Here is an 18828-nt window from a genome sequence, read left to right on the forward strand (position 1 = left end):
CGACAGACCGACGGACAGAACCCGATGATCAAGTATTTTCTGCTTTTCCTCCTCACCATGGCATTTACCGGCACCCTGTATGGCCAGGACAGGCTCGGCCCGGAAGAAGAGCTAACCTCGGAAAACCTGGAAGAAAGCATAAAGACCCTGGAAAAGCCCATGTACACGCCATTCATAGAGCTTTACCTGCTGGAGGAAAGCAAGGCGCTGCGCAAAGAGATGATGAACACCCGCGCAGAGCTGATCGAAAAGGTGGTGGATAAAGAGCTGTCGGTCGCCGACAAGACCATGTCCTACGCGACCGACACGGTGACTTATTTCTTCTACCTGATCGCCGGTGCGACTTCAATTCTGGTGGTTATCGGATGGAACTCCATCCGCGATATGCGCAACCAGCTCACCAGCCTGGCGGAAAAAAGGGTGAACGAACTGGTGGTTGAGTACGAGAAGCGCCTGGAATTTATTGAGGACCAGCTCCGGCAGAAATCCGACATCATCCAGCAGAACCAGGCGGAGATTGAACGCACCAATGAAGTGCACTCCCTGTGGCTGAAAGCCAGCCAGGAAACCTCACAGCAGAACAAGATTGCCGCCTACGACACCATTCTGGATCTTCGCCCGGACGACGTCGAAGCCCTCAGCTATAAAGCCGACGCCGTTCTGGAGATGCAGGAGCCGCTGTGGGCCATCAGCCTGTGCCAGCGGGCCCTGAAACTTGCACCGGATAATGGCCACGCGCACTATCAGCTGGCATGTGCCTATGCCGAGATCGGCCGCTGGGAGGACGCTATCAGTACCCTGCAAAAAGCAATTGATATTTCCGAGGCATACCGGGACGATGCCTCCGTGGATGTCAGTTTCGAGCAGTTGCGCGATCATGAAAGCTTCCGCACACTGGTCTACCCGGATCAGGACGACGGCACGGATGCTTGACAACCAACCAGCTGTGGTGTTTTTTAGCTCGCTGAGAACATAAGAATAACCCTGAACAAAACAGGACAGACTCAATGAGAACTTCAGCAAAGAAACTCGTAACCGCTGTCAGCACTTCCATCGCCCTGATGGGCGCCGGCCACGCCGCCGCCGAAATCCAGATCGGTATCGCCGGCCCCATGACTGGCCCCGTCGCCCAATACGGTGACATGCAGTTTTCCGGTGCCCGTATGGCGATTGAACAGATCAACGCCAACGGTGGCGTGATGGGCGAGGAACTGGTCGCCGTGGAATACGACGATGTCTGCGACCCGAAGCAGGCCGTTAGCGTTGCCAACAACCTGGTCAACGATGGCGTCCGCTTTGTCGTCGGCCATCTGTGCTCAAGCTCCACCCAGCCCGCCTCGGACATATATGAGGACGAAGGCATCCTGATGGTTACACCGGCCTCTACCAGCCCGGAAATTACCGAGCGTGGTTATGAGCTGGTGTTCCGCACCATCGGCCTGGACAGCATGCAGGGTCCCGTCGCTGGCAACTATCTGGCCAGCCTCAACCCCGAGCGCGTCGCCATCATTCACGACAAACAGCAGTATGGTGAGGGCATTGCCACCGCCGTACGTGACACCCTCAAAGACAAGGGTGTGAAAATCGCCATGTTTGAAGGTATCACCGCTGGCAGCAAAGATTTCTCTTCCCTGGTGACCAAGCTGAAGCAGGCCGATGTCGACTACGTCTACTTCGGTGGCTACCATCCGGAGCTGGGCCTGATCCTGCGTCAGGCACGCCAGGCTGACCTGGACACCACCTTCATGGGCCCGGAAGGCGTGGGCAACAAGGACATCAACACCATAGCCGGCGAAGCTGCCGAAGGCCTGCTGGTTACCCTGCCGCCGGCGTTTGACCAGAAAGCGGCAAACCAGGAACTGGTTCAGGCTTTCGAAGCCAAGGGTGAAGACCCCTCCGGTCCGTTTGTGCTCACGTCCTACACCGCCGTTCAACTCATAGCCGAAGGTATTGAGAAAGCGGAATCCACGGATCCGTTCCAAGTGGCGGAAGCCCTGCGTAACGGCTCTTTCGAAACACCCATCGGCAAGGTTGAGTATGATAAGGCCGGTGATATGAAGTCATTCGAGTTCGTTGTTTACGAATGGCATTCAGATGGCAGTAAAACTCCGGTAAACTAAGCCAAATCGTTAAAAAACGGTAATGCGGAGAACACCTTCTCACCGGGATCCGGGAGAAGGTGTTTTTCCAGGCTCCTGTTGAACCTCCCCCGCCCGCGGTTCGGACATCCCGCGCCAGTGGTGTGGCAGCGGAGGGAGCAGGCTTTCGGAGCTCCAAAACAATGCAAGATCTCCTCTATTTTTCCCAGCAGCTCATCAATGGACTGACGATCGGGAGCGCCTACGCCCTGATCGCCATCGGCTACACGATGGTTTACGGCATCATTGGCATGATCAACTTCGCTCATGGTGAAATCTACATGATCGGTGCCTATACAGCCCTGATCGCCATCACCGGCCTTGCCACCCTGGGTATCGCGTGGCTTCCAGTGATCCTGATAGTTGCACTGGTTTGCGCCATGATCGTCTCCTGCGCCATGGGCTGGGCGGTGGAGCGGGTTGCCTATCGGCCGGTCCGCGGACGTCACCGCCTGATTCCACTCATCTCCGCCATCGGCATGTCGATCTTCCTCCAGAACTATGTCCATCTCGCCCAGGGCTCCCGCAACATCGGATTTCCCGCCCTGATTGACGGTGGCTTCCAGTTCGGCCCGGATGATGCGTTCAAGATGTCGCTCTCCTACATGCAGATCACCATCTTCGTTACCACTCTGATCTGTATGGCCGCGCTGTCCCTGTTTATTTCGCGGTCCCGTACCGGTCGCGCATGCCGGGCAGTTTCACAGGATCTGGGCATGGCCAACCTGCTTGGCATCGACACCAACCGGATCATCTCGGCGACCTTCGTGATCGGTGCTGCCCTGGCTGCGGTCGCGGGCCTTCTCCTGGGCATGTACTACGGCTCCATTGATCCGCTATTCGGATTTATCGCTGGGCTCAAGGCGTTCACCGCCGCCGTCCTTGGCGGTATCGGCAGCATTCCCGGCGCCATGCTGGGGGGGCTTATCCTGGGCGTTTCCGAAAGCATGACCTCCGGCTACCTCAGCGGTGAATACAAGGACGTGGTCTCTTTTGGCCTGCTGATCCTCATTCTGCTGTTCAAACCCACCGGCCTGCTTGGCAAACCGGAGGTTGAGAAGATCTGATGGCCGCTCAAAATCTGAAACACGCGCTTTTCTGCGCCGTTATCACCCTGGTTATTTCCTACCCGATTCTCGGGTTTAATCTGGAAGCACAGGGCATCAATGTCACCCTTACCGGGGCCGAGACCTCGACCATTGTGATGGTTTTCCTGGCTGCAGTGGTCGTCTTCCTGTTCCAGCTGTTCCGTGAAAGCGTGATGGCGACACTGAAAAGCATTCCAAGACCGCTGCCACAAACCCAGAAAGAGCCGATGGCTGAAAACAAGCGGGCAAGAATCGAATCCCGGGTACTCACCGTTATTATTGTGCTGGCCCTGTTCTGGCCCTTCTTTGTATCCCGTGGCTCTGTGGATCTGGCAACTCTGGTGCTCATTTACATCATGCTGGCTCTTGGCCTGAACGTGGTAGTCGGCCTGGCCGGCCTGCTGGACCTGGGCTATGTGGCCTTTTATGCCGTAGGTGCATACACCTTTGCTCTGCTTTCGGAGTATTTCGGCATTTCCTTCTGGATGTCGCTGCCGCTCGGGGCGCTTCTCGCGGCCCTGTTCGGGCTGGTACTGGGTTTCCCGGTGTTGCGGCTCCGGGGGGATTATCTGGCTATCGTAACCCTCGGTTTCGGCGAGATCATCCGCATTCTGCTCAACAACTGGACCAGCCTGACCGGTGGCCCCAACGGTATCGGCGGCATTCCGGAACCAACGCTCTTTGGCATGGAGTTCGGCCGGCGCGTCAAGGAAGAGGGCAATACCTCTTTCCACGAAACCTTCGGCATCGCCTACAGCGGTGAAGACAAGGTCATTTTCCTCTACCTGATATCCCTGATACTGGCCATTTTCACTGCCCTGGTGATTCGACGGTTCATGCGCATGCCGGTGGGCCGCGCCTGGGAAGCCCTGCGGGAGGATGAAATTGCGGCCCGGTCCCTCGGCCTCAGCCGCACCGCCGTCAAGCTGACCGCTTTTACCATCGGTGCCTTCTTCGCCGGCTTTGCCGGTACCGTGTTCGCTTCCAAACAGGGTTTTATCAGCCCGGAATCGTTCGTCTTCCTGGAATCGGCCATCATCCTGGCAATCGTTGTACTCGGGGGCATGGGCTCCCAACTCGGTGTGATTCTGGCGGCCATTGCCGTCACCATCCTGCCGGAGCTGGCCCGTGAATTTTCCGAATATCGCATGCTGATCTTCGGTGCCGCCATGGTGCTGATGATGGTCTGGCGTCCGCAGGGCCTGATGCCCATGCGCCGAATCCACATTGAACTGAAAAAGCAGGAGTGACAGACGATGCTTGATGTACAGAATCTGTCCATGCGCTTTGGCGGCCTGCTGGCAGTAGACCAGGTGTCTCTGGACGTTCAGGAACACGAAATCGTGTCCATCATCGGCCCTAACGGCGCCGGTAAAACTACCGTATTCAACTGTATGAGCGGCTTCTACAAGCCGACTGGCGGAAAGATCCTGTTCGAGGGGCAGGAAGTCCAGGGCAGACCGGATCACAAGATCTCCCGCCTGGGGATGGTAAGAACCTTCCAGCATGTCAGGTTGTTCAACCAGATGACCGTGGTGGAAAACCTCCTGGTTGCCCAGCACCGGCATCTGAACACGAACCTGATTGCCGGCTTGATGAAAACCCCGAATTACCGGGACCGGGAACAGAAGTCACTGGATCGGGCCGCTTATTGGCTGGATCGCGTGGGCCTGATGGACCTGGCCAACCGGGAAGCAGGCAACCTGGCCTATGGCCAACAGCGCCGGCTGGAAATCGCCCGATGCATGGTGACTGAGCCCAAGCTGCTGATGCTCGACGAGCCGGCAGCCGGCCTCAACCCGGCAGAGACCAAGGATCTCAATCAGCTGATCGTCAGCCTGAAAGAGGACTACAACGTTTCCGTAGTGCTGATTGAGCACGACATGAGCCTGGTTATGGACATTTCCGACCGTATCAATGTCATCAACCAGGGCAGGCCCCTGGCATGTGGTACGCCGGATGAAATCCGCCAGAACGACGACGTGATCAAAGCCTATCTGGGCGAGGCCTGAGGGGAAACCATGCTGGTACTAGAAGATGTCCATACCCACTATGGCAAAATCGAGGCACTGCACGGGGTTTCTGTCGAGGTCAAAAAGGGGGAAATAGTTTCTCTCATCGGCGCCAACGGCGCAGGCAAGACAACGCTACTGATGACTGTGTGCGGCCACCCCCAGGCCACCTCTGGCCGCGTTTTTCTGCAAGGACAGGACATCACTCGCGAGCCGACGGCGCGGATCATGCGCTCCGGCATTGCTATTGTCCCCGAGGGGCGGCGGGTCTTCTCGGGCCTGACTGTCGAAGAAAACCTCCATATGGGCGGGTTCTTCAACACCAGGGCCGAGATCCGCAAGAGCCAGGACCATGTCTACGAGCTCTTTCCCCGCCTCAGGGAGCGTGAGCACCAGCGCGCCGGCACCATGTCTGGTGGCGAGCAGCAGATGCTTGCCATTGGCCGGGCGCTGATGAGCAGGCCGAACATGATTATCCTGGATGAGCCTTCCCTTGGTCTGGCTCCGCTGATCATCAAGCAGATCTTCGAGATCATCGGCCACCTGCGCGACGAAGGCATTACGGTTTTCCTGGTTGAGCAGAACGCTCATCAGGCTCTCAACCTGGCCGACCGTGGTTACGTGCTCGAAACCGGCAAGATTCGCCTGCACGATACCGGCAAGAATCTGCTGGCCAACCCGGATGTTCAGAACGCCTATCTGGGCGGCTGATTGAGGTGGCCCCTTCAGTTTTTACATTTTTTTAAGAAATCCAACAATTACCGCCGCGACACAAGTTTAACCAATCTGTAATATTCCGCCGGTCGGAATAGGTACGCTTCCGTCATCCTGGAGTTATAACTAATTAAGGAATAAAAATGATTCTATCTCGATCAAAAGGCGTGGTACTGAGTGTTGTTCTGAGCGTCCTGATGATATCTGGCTGCGCAACACCGCTCTCCTCAGGGCAAAAACAGGAGTACCGCGGCTATCAGGCCAAAGGTCTGGCCGTCGAAGAGAAAAACCCGGGTGCTGCCGCAGCTCTTGGAATCCTGCCCGGTTTTGGTTCTTTCTATGTGCGTGAATACGGCGCTGGCGTTGTAAATCTCCTGCTATGGCCGGCCTCAATCCTGTGGGATCCAATGAGCGGATACCAAGGCGCACAGTCAATCAACTATTATGCGACGAAGCAGAAAATTGACCAATTGAAAGACAAAGAAATCACTCAGCTGGAAGATCAGCTAATGATGGAAACGATCGACAATAGAGAATATGTTTCCGCAAAGCGTGAGATTGACAACAAATACTCTGCATACTGACTGGGATTAACACCTGCTGGTCACTCCAGTAGCCGTGATTCCCAGCACTCTCAAATGAAACCAGAGCTGCCTGAACGGTAGCTCTGGTTTCAAAAAATAATCTAAATCTACGTAACACTTTCGATTGCGACTTTATAGACCGCAACGGTTACATTAATGGTGCCATAAACGACGCAATGTTCTTTCTCACGGTGTACCACTGCGCACCGATCACATCAGCTCCTGACGCGGCAATCGCGTTGAATGCAGCTATATTTCGGCCTTCACGGCCGCACACACGATACTGAATTACTCCACATCTAACATTATGGACTTTTGATAGACCATATAAGACCCACGGAGAATATAACCACGTGATCAGTTTTCTCCGTTTTTTCAGGCCAAATCAGTCACTCACCCATCGGTAAGCTTGCGTTGGCAGGATTTGAACTATACTCAAGCCAACGGTCATCCTGTCTCCATAAGACCAGTTAGGGCCGTTTTCGCAATGCTGCCCTGCGTCAGGGGCGGCATTGTGTATTGCGACGACAGCTTTAAACCACACAAAGGAGTGGATAATGAAAAAACTGATCGCAGGTGCAATTCTTCTGGGTGCCTCCTCCATGGCCTTTGCCCAACCGGGCTGTGGTGTCGGTGCCATGATCTGGAAAGGACAGTCCGGCATTGCCCCCCATGTACTGGCTGCAACCACGAACGCAACCTTTGGTAACCAGACCTTTGGCATGACCACAGGCACACTCGGCTGCCAGACCAACCAGTCTGTCCAGTCCATGGCCATGTACATGGACAGCAACATCGACAAGGTCGCCCGGGACATGTCTCGCGGTGGTGGCGAAAACCTGGATACCCTGGCAGTCCTGCTGGGCGTCGACGAGGCTGACCGTGACAGCTTCCGAAAGGTGCTGCAGGACAACTTCGCCACCATTTTCCCGAGTTCTGACACCACCTCCGGCGAAGCCGTCGATGCCATCGTCGCCCTGTTGGAAAAGAATGAGTCGCTCAGCAAGTACGTGGCGGCCTGACCCAGATCTATTTAAAGGATGTTCGTGCGCCAGGGAGGGCGCATCGCTCCACCCTCAACACCGTTCAACCCCGGATACAGCACACACCCATGGGCAACATGCTTCGTATTGGGCCAGTTCTGATCTGGCTCGCAGTCAGCCTGCCGACCCAGGCAGAGACGCCTGAGAGCAAACCCGACCTCCACTTTGACCCGGCCTGGCTGGCGCTGGTTCACTATCAGCCGGACTCTTTTGGCGACGGCTACACCAGCCAGGCAGACGATCCGGCATTCTTTCTGAGCGACGACGGCAAGCACTCACCGAAGGCGGAGCTGAAGGCAACCCTTGAGGCGATCCAGCGACCCGGGGAAGGCGATAAGCACGCCCGCTGCCGGTTCCCTGCGCGGGAGGCCTGGCTCCGGCAACAGGTTGACCTGTCGTTACCGGATATTGACTGCCCGGGCTACCAGGAATGGTCCGAGGCCCTGAACACGGAAACTGTGACGCTGGTGTTCGCCGCCTCTTACCTGAACAGCCCGTCTTCCATGTTCGGCCACACCTTCCTGCGACTGGATCCTCCCCAGGACGACGACGAAACCAACCTGCTGCTGGCCAACACCATTTCCTATGCCGCCGACGCTGCCGCCCACGACAACGAACTAATGTTTGCCTACAAGGGCATCTTCGGCGGCTACCCCGGCATCACTACGGTTCAGCCCTACTACGAAAAAATCCGCTTGTATTCCGACATCGAACATCGGGACCTATGGGAATACAAACTGAACCTCACCCAGGACGAAGTGGACATGATGGTCGCCCACGCCTGGGAGATTCGGGACCGGAATTTCGATTACTACTTCTTTGATGAAAATTGCGCTTATCGTCTGCTGGCTCTGATTGATATCGCCCGACCGGGCACAGACCTTCTGGGCGAAGTGAACACTCACGCAATCCCCTCGGACACCGTGCGCTGGGTGGTGGACAAAAACCTGGTCAGCGACGTGTATTACCGGCCCTCAGCGGCCACGTCGGTGGCTTACAGCCTCGCCACCCTTGCCGAAGACCAGCAGACTCTCGCGGCCGCGATCGCCAATGGTTATGTCGACCCGGATGCCCGTGAAGTGGCCAGCTTGCCACCGGAGCAACGGGCCCAGGTTCTGGATGCCACCTACGACTACGTCCGTTACAAAAGTGAAGCGGACGGCTGGCCCCGGGAAATCGCCGCGCCCCTGTCCCACGACTTGTTGCGAGAGCGTAGCCGTATCAACGATGCGCCACCGCCACCGGAGCCTGTTGAGCCCCTGGTAAGGGACGATCAGGGCCACGACACCTTCCGCCTGAGTGTTGGCACCGGCCAGCAGGCACACCGGGAGTTCACCCAGCTCACGTTCAGGCCCGCCTATCATGACCTGCTGGACCCGCCAGCCGGCTACCGCACCGGAGCCCAACTGCAATTCCTGAGACTGGACGCCCGACTTTATACCGACAACAATGAGCTCCAGCTGGAACAGCTCACCGGCGTGGAAATCCGCTCACTGAGCCCCCGCAACGCCTTCTTCTCGCCGCTTTCCTGGCAGGTCGGCTTTGGTGGCCGCCGAACCGACACAGGCAACGACAGAGTACTGACCCCCTACCTGGAAGGCGGCGCTGGCGGAAGCTGGCGTCTTGGCCACCAGACCCAGGCCTTTGCCATCGCCACCGCCGACTTGGAAATCGACGACGACCTGCGCCGTGGTTACGATGCCGCCCCGGGCGCCGATGTCGGGCTGCTGCACCAGAACAACCGCTTCAGCGTGCTCGCCGGTGCCAAAACCAAGGCCTGGATTGTCAGCAGCCAGCATCGCCAGGACCAGCTGTACGCCAAAGCCAACTGGCACTTCGGCCGTGAATTCAGCCTGTTTGCCGAGTTCACCCGTGAAGACCACTTCGACAGGTACCAAAGCGCATGGCAAGCCGGACTCCACGCCTATTTCTGATACCCGGCGCAGCCCGCCTCGCCGGGCTTGCGCTCACCCTCCTGCTGCTTCCGGGTTGCAGCAGCCTCTTCTTTTATCCGGACCGGGTCACCTACATCACCCCGGACCGCCTGAACCTCGATTATGACGACATCTACATCGACACCGCAGACGGCGAAACCCTCCACGGCTGGTGGCTGCCCGCGGAAGCGCCCGAGAACGATGCCAAGGGCACCGTCTACTTCCTCCATGGCAACGCCCAGAACATCAGCAGCCACATCCTCAACGTTGCCTGGCTGCCCCAGGAAGGCTACAACGTCTTCACCATCGACTACCGGGGCTATGGCAAATCCACCGGCGATCCCGACATCGAAGGCGCCCTCCACGACGTCGAAACCGGCCTGCGCTGGCTGGCCAAAAGACCCGACTTGGTGGGCGACCGACCAGTTTACATCCTCGGCCAAAGCCTCGGCGGCGCACTGGGCATAGCCCTCGCCGGCGAATGGACCCGGCGCGAGGAGCAACCCCGGCTGAACGGTGTGATCCTCGACGGCACGTTTTCAGGGTTCCGCGCAATCGCCCGGGAAAAACTCGACACATTCTGGCTCACCTGGCCGCTCCAGATTCCCCTGAGCTGGACCATCCCCGCGGATTTCGAAGGCATCGACCGGATCGCGAGCATCAGCCCGGTTCCGGTAATGATCATTCACAGTGTTCGGGATGGGATCATTCCGTTTCATCATGGAGAGTCGCTTTATGAGGCCGCAGAGGAACCGAAAGAGTTTTTGCAGACGGATACGCCTCATGGGGCGACGTTTGTGATTCCGGGGTATAAGGAGGCCGTGCTGGAGTTTATTGCAGAACGCGGGGACAGGTGAAGATGGGGTCAGAAGAAAGCGTTCTTCTGACCCCGAATTTGGCAGCGGGTAAAGCTGGGGTCAGATGAACGCGTTCATCTGACCCCGTTTTCAGGGTTTGCTATCAGGCAGAGAAATCGGTCGGCTGGTCGCCTTCCTTGATTTCCTTCATGGACAGCTTGACGCGGCCACGGTTGTCGACATCCAGAACCTTAACCAGAACTTCCTGACCTTCGCTCAGCTCGTCAGTCACATTCTCGATGCGGCGATCAGAAATCTGGGAAATGTGCACCAGACCATCCTTGCCAGGCAGGATATTGACGAAGGCACCGAAGTCCACAATGCGCTCAACGCGGCCCTTGTAGATAGCGCCAACCTCGATCTCCGCAGTGATTTCCTTCACCCGGTTCACCGCCGCCTGGGCTGCTTCCTGGTTATCCGCGTAGATCTTCACGTTACCGTCGTCATCCAGATCAATGGAAGCACCGGTTTCGTCACAGATGGAGCGAATCATGGAACCGCCCTTACCGATAACGTCACGGATCTTCTCCGGATTGATCTTGATGGTGGTGATGCTCGGCGCACGGGAAGACAGCTCGGCGCGGGGAGCGGAGATAACCTTGTTCATCTCGCCCAGAATGTGCAGACGGGCTGCGTGCGCCTGCTCAAGAGCAAGCTCCATGATCTCGTCGGTGATGCCGTTGATCTTGATATCCATCTGCAGGGCAGTCACGCCCTCTTGGGTACCGGCAACCTTGAAGTCCATGTCGCCCAGGTGATCTTCGTCACCCAGGATGTCGGTCAGAATCGCAAACTTGTCGTCTTCCTTGACCAGACCCATGGCAATACCGGCAACCGGTGCCTTGATCGGCACACCCGCATCCATCAGCGCCAGGCTGGAACCACAGACCGAAGCCATGGAGCTGGAACCGTTGGATTCAGTGATCTCGGAAACCGCACGGATTGCATACGGGAACTCTTCCAGAGTCGGCATAACCGCCAGAACGCCCCGCTTGGCCAGACGACCATGACCAACCTCACGACGGCCCGGGGTGCCAACACGGCCTGCTTCACCAACCGAATACGGAGGGAAGTTGTAGTGGAACAGGAACGGGTCCTTACGCTCGCCTTCCAGGGCATCAATGATCTGCACATCGCGGGAGGTACCCAGCGTAGTGGTCACGATGGCCTGGGTCTCGCCACGGGTAAAGAGGGCGGAACCGTGAACACTGGGCAGAACACCCACTTCGATTTCGATCGGGCGAACGGTTTTGTTGTCACGGCCATCGATGCGGGGCTTGCCCTCAATAACCTGATGACGAACGATGGCTTTCTCCACCTTGCCAAAATACTTTTTGACTTCATCCGCGGAAGGCTGACCTTCCTCTTCGCCGGCCAGTTTTTCAACCAGTGCCGTCTTGATTTCGCCCAGACGCGCGTAGCGCTCCATCTTGTCGCGAATGCCGTAGGCTTCCTCGATGGCTGCGGAGGCCTCGGCCTTGACGGCATTCAGCAGCTCAGTGTTCTCTGCCGCTGGCTGCCAGTCCCAGCGCGGCTTGCCGATTTCAGCGGCAAATTCCTTGATCGCGGCTACGGCCACCTGCATTTCCTGATGGGCGTACAGAACACCACCCAGCATCTGGTCTTCCGTCAGGCCCTTGGCTTCGGACTCAACCATCAGAACCGCGTCTTCGGTACCGGCCACCACCATGTCCAGCAGGGAGGTTTGCAGCTCTTCAAACGTCGGGTTCAGGAAGTAGCCGCGCTCGTTGGTGTAACCAACGCGGGAGGCGCCGATCGGGCCATCGAACGGGATGCCGGAGATAGACAGCGCCGCCGAGGCGGCCAGCATCGCGGCAATATCCGGATCCTGATTCTTGCTGGAGGACATGACCGTGGTAATGACCTGAACTTCGTTCATGAAGCCGTTCGGGAACAGCGGACGAATCGGACGGTCGATCAGGCGGGACGTCAGGGTTTCCTTCTCGGAAGGACGACCTTCACGCTTGAAGAAACCACCGGGGATTTTGCCCACGGCGTAGGTCTTCTCGAAGTAGTTCACGGTCAGCGGGAAAAACGGCTGGCCAGGCTTGGCTTCCTTGGCGCCAACAACGGTACCGAGCACCGAAATATCATCAACGGTTACCAGCACCGAACCGGTGGCCTGGCGGGCAATACGGCCGGTTTCCAGAGTGACGGTCTTGCCGCCAAGCTCAAACGATTTCTTGAAAGGTTTCAGATCCACAAAAAACTCCTGCATTAATTCTTCATATAGATTGGATAGATCGCGAAGACGGGGTCGAAAGCTTCGAATAAGGGGTCAGATGAAAGCTTTCATCTGACCCCGGGTTCATACCCCGAATTCACGCTGTTCTGCAGATGATGTGATGTGATCCGAAGGGCAACCCGTCTGAAAGCTAACAGGCTGTTGCAAAACCCCGGTCTGTCGGGCGGCAATTCCATAGGCCGCCGGGCCCGGGTTTTTTCAACAACCTGCTATCAATTTCGGCTTTCCATTACGACAAGGAATCCTTCGGTGCCACGGACAATACAACTGCAGTGCGAGACAAGCACAACCAGCAAGCCCCGCAAAAGGACCTGCTGGTTGAAGACTGCCACCGGCGTCACCGGCCCAGCCCTCAGGTCGTAAAGACCCGGATCAGCGACGCAGACCCAGACGCTGGATAAGCTCCAGGTAACGGTCAGCGTTCTTGCGCTTGAGGTAGTCCAGCAGCTTACGGCGCTGGTTTACCATCCGGATCAGGCCACGGCGGGAATGGTGATCCTGCTTGTTGACCTTGAAGTGATCCTGCAGCTTGTTGATGTTGGCGCTCAGCAGTGCAACCTGAACTTCAGGAGAACCGGTATCGCCATCACCTTGCTGAAAATCATTAACGATCTGTGCTTTCTCATTGGCAGAAAGTGCCATAACTCACCTCATTGTTGCGATGCTTTCAGATCCGGCCGAACCGCGCATCTCTACAGCCCGGCTAAACAGCGTTGCGCCTATGGCTTGCCGCTGCTCTTCACCAGCCGGCGGGGGACCAGACTGGTCTCCTCACCTTCCGGGAATGCTTCTGCCAGCCCGACAAAACCTTCACTGCGGTTCTCTTTTGCATAGACACGCACGAAGCCTTCATGGGCTTGACCCGGTATTCTAACCGGTTGTCCGTTCAATATCGATACCAGCGCCGGCCCCGCCAGATGGTGCTCCGGGAACATGGACAGCGCGGCATCCGGGGCGACCAGAAGGCCGTCCAGGCTTTCGCCACGCTCTCGCATGTCTTCCAGGTCTTTGACCACATGGGCATTGGCCAGGGTGAACCCCGAAGCCATGGTACGGCGCAGGGCCGATACATGGGCGCCACAACCGAGGGCTTCGCCAATATCCTCAACCAGTGAGCGAATGTACGTACCCTTGGTGCAACTGACGGCGATATCCAGCTCATTCTCACGAATGTCCAGAAGTGTCAGTTCGTAGATGGTGACTGGCCGGGCCGGTCGCTCCACTTCAATGCCTTCCCGGGCGTATTCGTAGAGCGGGCGCCCCTTGTGCTTAAGCGCCGAATACATGGAGGGGACCTGCAGGATATCGCCCCGGAACCGGTCCAGAACCGGCTCCAGCACCTCAGAGGAAAGACCTGCCGGTACCGGCTTCTCGGCAACGATGGCCCCTTCACTGTCGCCAGTTTCGGTGCTGATCCCGAGCCGTGCGGTGGCAATGTAGGCTTTGTCGCTGTCCAGCATCATCTGGGAGAACTTGGTGGCCTCACCGAAACACAGCGGCAACACACCGGAGGCCAGCGGGTCCAGCGCACCGGTGTGACCCGCCTTGGCCGCACCGAACAGACGCTTAACCTGTTGCAGAATGCCATTGGAGGTGACACCCAGCGGCTTGTCGATCACCAGAATGCCGTTGACGTCACGGCCCTTGCGTCTGCGGCTCAAGCGTTACGCTCCGGATCGTCCTGGCCTTCACCTTCATCACGGTCCACGGCGGGCTTGTCACCAACAGCTTCGCGAATGAGGCTGTCCATCTTGCGGCTATAGCCCTGCAAAGCATCAAAATGGAACCGGAGCTGCGGCACAACCCGCAGCTTCATGGCACGCCCCACCTGCCCGCGAAGAAAGCCCGACGCCTTGTTGAGAACAGCGATAGACTCTTTGACTTCCGGAGACTCCTCCGTCAGCTCTTCGGTGGAAAGCAGGGACACGTAGATATCGGCGTAGCCAAGGTCACGACTGACCTTGACTGCATTTACCGTAACCATGCCCACCCGCGGGTCTTTGACTTCCCGCTGGATGAGCTGGGCCAGCTCCCGTTGCATCTGATCGCCGATGCGATCAATCCGGCTGAACTCTCTTGGCATCAGGCTTCCCTTAACCTCAGGCGCATCATGCGCCGGTGGACTCAAGCTTGCGCTCGACCCGGACGCGATCGAATACTTCGATCTGGTCGCCGACTTTCACGTCGTAACCCTTAACGCCGATGCCGCACTCCATGCCATTACGGACTTCAGGAACGTCGTCCTTGAAGCGGCGCAGGGATTCCAGCTCACCTTCAAAGATAACCACGTTGTCCCGAAGAACCCGGATCGGTTTATTCCGGTAAACGGTACCTTCGGTCACCATGCAGCCAGCCACCTGACCAAACTTCGGCGAACGGAAGACGTCGCGAACATCGGCAATGCCGACAATGTCTTCACGGAATTCCGGTGCCAGCATGCCGGTCAGGGCTGCCTTCACATCATCAATCAGGTTGTAGATGATGCTGTAGTAGCGCAGATCCAGACCTTCCTGCTCAACCAGGCGTTTGGACGCTGTATCGGCACGAACGTTGAAGCCGAAGATAACGGCGTTGGTTGCCATGGCCAGGCTGACGTCGGTCTCGGCAATACCACCGACACCGGACGATACAATCTTCACCTGAACCTCGTCATTACCAAGGTCCTGCAGGGCTTTGGTAATGGCTTCCAGAGAACCACGAACGTCGGTCTTGAGCACCACATTGAGGGTTTTGACCTCGTCCTTGCCCATATTCTCGAACAGGTTCTCGAGCTTTGCCGCCTGCTGGCGCTGGAGACGCTGCTCCCGCTCGCGGGTCTGGCGGAACTCGGCCAGCTCTTTGGCCTTCTTCTCGTCGGCAACTGCGAAGAATTCGTCACCGGCATCCGGTGTTCCGTTCAGACCGAGGATTTCGACCGGAATGGAGGGGCCAGCTTCCCTGACCTGTTTGCCGGCTTCATCGGTCATGGCCCGGACCTTACCAAAGTAGGCACCGGCCACAACCATGTCACCCTGGCGCAGGGTACCATTCTGAACCAGTACGGTTGCAACGGAGCCGCGTCCACGCTCAAGACTGGACTCGACCACAACCCCTTTGGCCGGGGCGTCCGTTACCGCCTGCAGCTCCAGAACTTCGGCCTGCAGCAGCAGAGCTTCCAACAGATCGTCGATGCCCGCACCGGTGTGAGCAGAGACCGGCACAAACTGGACATCACCGCCCCAGTCTTCCGGAATCACTTCCATACCGGCCAGCTCCGTCTTGATGCGATCCGGATCGGCTTCTTCCTTATCCATCTTGTTCATCGCAACCACGATGGGCACACCGGCTGAACGGGCATGCTGGACAGCTTCCTTGGTCTGGGGCATCACACCGTCATCGGCTGCAACCACCAGGACCACGATATCGGTGCACTGGGCACCACGGGCACGCATCGCAGTAAATGCAGCGTGGCCCGGCGTATCCAGGAAGGACACCATGCCGTGATCCGTTTCAACGTGGTAGGCACCAATGTGCTGGGTAATGCCACCGGATTCACCGGAGGCCACCTTGGTACGGCGGATGTAGTCCAGCAGTGACGTTTTGCCATGGTCAACGTGACCCATCACACTCACAACCGGAGCGCGCTGGGTCTTTTCGCCGCCTTCAAAGGAGAATTCGCTCAGAACCTCCTCTTCGAACGCGTCATCGCTGACTGTCTTGGGCGTGTGACCCAGTTCTTCGGTCACCAGAACGGCAGTTTCCTGATCCAGTGCCTGGTTGATGGTGGCCATAACGCCCATACCCATCAGGGTCTTGATTACGTCAGCCGACTTGACCGCCATGCGCTGGGCAAGGTCTCCTACAGTAATCGTTTCCGGAATCTCTACTTCTCTGACCATTGGTTTGGTCGGCCTCTCGAAGCCATGACGCTTCTCTTTGGGTTTCTTTTTCGCACGTAGCGGCTTACGCAGCGTGGTATCTTCCTCGTCTTCGGAGATCACCAGCGGCTCTTCCACCGGACGAGCGCGAGGACCGCGATGGCCAGCCTGCTTTTTCTTGGGCTTGCCTTCTTCGACCTCGTCGCTGCGTTCGCGAACCTTTTCTTTCTTCTTCTTCGGCTTGCGATCCTTGCCCTCGCCCTCAGGCGGTGGCATGGGAATGTCTTCCGGAGCGGGAGCTGGCTCTGCTGCTTTCTTCGGCTCTGCCTTCCCGGCCTGTTCCTGCTGTGCAGCCTCTTCCGGGGTCGCTGCCTCAGCCGGGGACGGCTTCTCAGCCTCCGCCTGTGGAGCCTGCTCGGCTGCCGCCTTTGGCGCTTCTTCCACCGGCGGCTGCTCTTGCGCCTGCTCTACGACCAGCTCTTCCTGTTTCGACGCTTCAGCTTCAGGCTGCAGTTCAGCCCGCTTGATGTACGTACGGCGCTTGCGAACCTCAACATTGACGGTTTTTGCCTTGCCCGCCTTGAGGGTCGTGGTGGTCTTGCGCTTCAGGGTAATCTTGCGCGGCTCGGCACCGGCCTCACCGTGGGTCTTTCTCAAATAGGCCAGCAACTGCTGCTTCTCATCGCTGGAGACAGAATCACTCTCGGAGCGGGCCTTCAGGCCAGCCTCCACAATCTGCTTCAGCAAACGATCCACGGGAGCGCCTACATCTTCGGCCAGTTGTTTTACCGTTACTTCAGCCATACTGGTCCTCCTCCCGAATTAGGCCTGGTCTTCAAACCAGGGGGCACGTGCGGTCATGATAAGCTGACCGGCACGCTCTTCATCCATACCATCAATATCGAGCAGGTCGCCAACGGACTGCTCTGCCAGATCTTCCATGGTGCGCACACCCATGCCAGCCAGCTTGAAGGCCAGGCTACGGTCCATGCCGTCCATACCAAGAAGATCCTCTGCCGGCTCGGCACCCTCAAGTGCCTCCTCGCTTGCCAGGGCCTGGTTCAGCAGGACATCCTTGGCACGACGACGCAGTTCAGTGACGGTCTCTTCGTCAAAACCTTCGATCGCCAGCATCTCTTCCATTGGCACATAGGCTACCTCCTCGATCGAAGTAAACCCTTCCTCAATCAGCACACCGGCGAACTCTTCATCAATATCCAGGTTGCCAGTGAAATGCTCGACAAGTCGATTGTACTCCTGCTCCTGACGCTCACCGGCTTCTTCTTCGGTCATCACGTTCAGGGTCCAGCCTGTCAGTTCGGTAGCCAGGCGAACATTCTGGCCGTTCCGGCCAATCGCCTGGGCCAGATTGTCTTCCGCCACAGCCACTTCCATGGTGTGCCGGTCTTCATCCATTACGATGGAGGCAACCTCCGCCGGGGCCATGGCATTAATCACCAACTGGGCCGGGTTATCGTCCCAGAGTACGATGTCGACACGCTCACCACCGAGCTCGTTGGAAACGGCCTGAACGCGGGACCCGCGCATACCAACACAGGCGCCAACCGGATCAATGCGGCGATCATTGGTTTTTACTGCGATCTTGGCCCGGGAGCCAGGATCCCTTGCGGCACCACGGATCTCGATCAGCTCTTCCGCGATTTCCGGCACCTCAATGCGGAACAGCTCGATCAGCATCTGCGCTGCGGTGCGGCTCAGGATCAGTTGGGGGCCGCGATGGTCGGTACGGATCTCCAGAAGCAGGGAGCGCACCCTGTCGCCCATACGGAAGGTTTCCCGGGGAATCAGGTGCTCCCGGGGCAACAGCGCCTCGGCGTTACTGCCCAGATCAACAATGACATTGTCGCGAGTCACTTTTTTGACCGTACCAGACACCAGCTCACCAACACGGTCACGGTAGCTGTCGACAATTTTCATGCGCTCAGCTTCACGGACCTTCTGGAAGATAATCTGCTTGGCAGCCTGGGCTCCGATCCGACCGAAGGCCTCGGATTCAATTTTCTCTTCATGAATATCGCCCGGCTTCAGCGCCGTGTCGATTTCCTCGGCTTCCTGCAGAGTGAGCTCTGTACCCAGCGCAGGAACCGCATCGTTGTCCACAACCAGCCAACGGCGGAAGGTTTCATATTCCCCGGTTTTCCGGTCGATCGAAACCCGGATATCCGCCTCTTCGTCATCAAAGCGTTTTTTGGCCGCGGTGGCCAGTGCCAGCTCGATCGCTTCGAAAATCACATCCTTCTCGACACCTTTCTCGTTCGAGACGGATTCAACCACCAGCAAGATCTCTTTACTCATTGGATTGCCCTGCCCTCAA

16 protein-coding genes are annotated in these 18828 nt (G+C 57.6%); 10 read left to right on the forward strand and 6 right to left on the reverse strand.

All coding sequences use genetic code 11. The features are described 5' to 3' along the window. Positions 1-24 precede the first annotated feature (24 nt). From D0851_RS09260 to D0851_RS09305, 10 genes are all read left to right on the forward strand, one after another. Positions 25-933 carry a tetratricopeptide repeat protein gene (locus tag D0851_RS09260; protein WP_117620340.1) on the forward strand — a complete coding sequence of 303 codons (909 nt, stop codon included), beginning with the start codon at positions 25-27 and terminating at the stop codon, positions 931-933. Between the two features lie 74 nt (positions 934-1007). Then, on the forward strand, positions 1008-2120 hold the full coding sequence (locus D0851_RS09265; protein ID WP_117618395.1) for a branched-chain amino acid ABC transporter substrate-binding protein: 1113 nt from the start codon (positions 1008-1010) through the stop codon (positions 2118-2120). Positions 2121-2281: 161 nt separating this feature from the next. After that, positions 2282-3205 carry a high-affinity branched-chain amino acid ABC transporter permease LivH gene (livH, locus tag D0851_RS09270; protein ID WP_117618396.1) on the forward strand — a complete coding sequence of 308 codons (924 nt, stop codon included), beginning with the start codon at positions 2282-2284 and terminating at the stop codon, positions 3203-3205. Continuing rightward, entirely contained in the window at positions 3205-4476 is a 1272-nt protein-coding gene (locus D0851_RS09275; protein ID WP_117618397.1) for a high-affinity branched-chain amino acid ABC transporter permease LivM, read from the forward strand. Before livH ends, D0851_RS09275 begins: the two co-directional genes overlap by 1 nt. Before the next feature lie 6 nt (positions 4477-4482). After that, a complete protein-coding gene (gene livG / locus D0851_RS09280) occupies positions 4483-5238 on the forward strand; it encodes a high-affinity branched-chain amino acid ABC transporter ATP-binding protein LivG (protein WP_117618398.1) in 756 nt (251 codons plus the stop codon). Positions 5239-5247: 9 nt separating this feature from the next. Beyond that, a complete protein-coding gene (locus tag D0851_RS09285) occupies positions 5248-5949 on the forward strand; it encodes an ABC transporter ATP-binding protein (RefSeq protein WP_117618399.1) in 702 nt (233 codons plus the stop codon). A gap of 146 nt (positions 5950-6095) precedes the next feature. Beyond that, positions 6096-6536, forward strand: a complete 441-nt coding sequence (locus D0851_RS09290) for a hypothetical protein (RefSeq protein ID WP_205422302.1) — start codon at positions 6096-6098, stop codon at positions 6534-6536. Positions 6537-7093: 557 nt separating this feature from the next. Beyond that, positions 7094-7558, forward strand: coding sequence for a DUF3015 domain-containing protein (locus tag D0851_RS09295; protein ID WP_117618400.1), 465 nt, complete (start codon positions 7094-7096; stop codon positions 7556-7558). Positions 7559-7647: 89 nt separating this feature from the next. Continuing rightward, positions 7648-9513, forward strand: coding sequence for a DUF4105 domain-containing protein (locus D0851_RS09300; RefSeq protein WP_117618401.1), 1866 nt, complete (start codon positions 7648-7650; stop codon positions 9511-9513). Further along, positions 9483-10370, forward strand: coding sequence for an alpha/beta hydrolase (locus D0851_RS09305; protein ID WP_117618402.1), 888 nt, complete (start codon positions 9483-9485; stop codon positions 10368-10370). The genes D0851_RS09300 and D0851_RS09305 overlap by 31 nt, the downstream gene beginning before the upstream one ends. A gap of 103 nt (positions 10371-10473) precedes the next feature. On the opposite strand, the gene pnp is transcribed toward D0851_RS09305, so the two are convergent. From pnp to nusA, 6 genes are all read right to left on the reverse strand, one after another. Beyond that, complete coding sequence (pnp, locus tag D0851_RS09310; RefSeq protein WP_264756472.1) at positions 10474-12609, reverse strand: polyribonucleotide nucleotidyltransferase; 2136 nt, start codon at positions 12607-12609, stop codon at positions 10474-10476. A 399-nt stretch (positions 12610-13008) separates the two neighbouring features. After that, positions 13009-13278, reverse strand: coding sequence for a 30S ribosomal protein S15 (gene rpsO, locus D0851_RS09315; RefSeq protein ID WP_099617538.1), 270 nt, complete (start codon positions 13276-13278; stop codon positions 13009-13011). A 77-nt stretch (positions 13279-13355) separates the two neighbouring features. Then, entirely contained in the window at positions 13356-14297 is a 942-nt protein-coding gene (truB, locus tag D0851_RS09320; RefSeq protein ID WP_117618403.1) for a tRNA pseudouridine(55) synthase TruB, read from the reverse strand. Then, entirely contained in the window at positions 14294-14719 is a 426-nt protein-coding gene (gene rbfA / locus D0851_RS09325; RefSeq protein ID WP_117618404.1) for a 30S ribosome-binding factor RbfA, read from the reverse strand. The genes truB and rbfA overlap by 4 nt, the downstream gene beginning before the upstream one ends. A 25-nt stretch (positions 14720-14744) precedes the next feature. Then, entirely contained in the window at positions 14745-17297 is a 2553-nt protein-coding gene (gene infB / locus D0851_RS09330; protein ID WP_117618405.1) for a translation initiation factor IF-2, read from the reverse strand. An 18-nt stretch (positions 17298-17315) separates the two neighbouring features. Beyond that, positions 17316-18809 carry a transcription termination factor NusA gene (gene nusA / locus D0851_RS09335; RefSeq protein WP_117618406.1) on the reverse strand — a complete coding sequence of 498 codons (1494 nt, stop codon included), beginning with the start codon at positions 18807-18809 and terminating at the stop codon, positions 17316-17318. Between the last annotated feature and the right edge of the window lie 19 nt (positions 18810-18828).

It is taken from the genome of Marinobacter sp. Arc7-DN-1 (assembly GCF_003441595.1).
Classification (GTDB): domain Bacteria; phylum Pseudomonadota; class Gammaproteobacteria; order Pseudomonadales; family Oleiphilaceae; genus Marinobacter; species Marinobacter metalliresistant.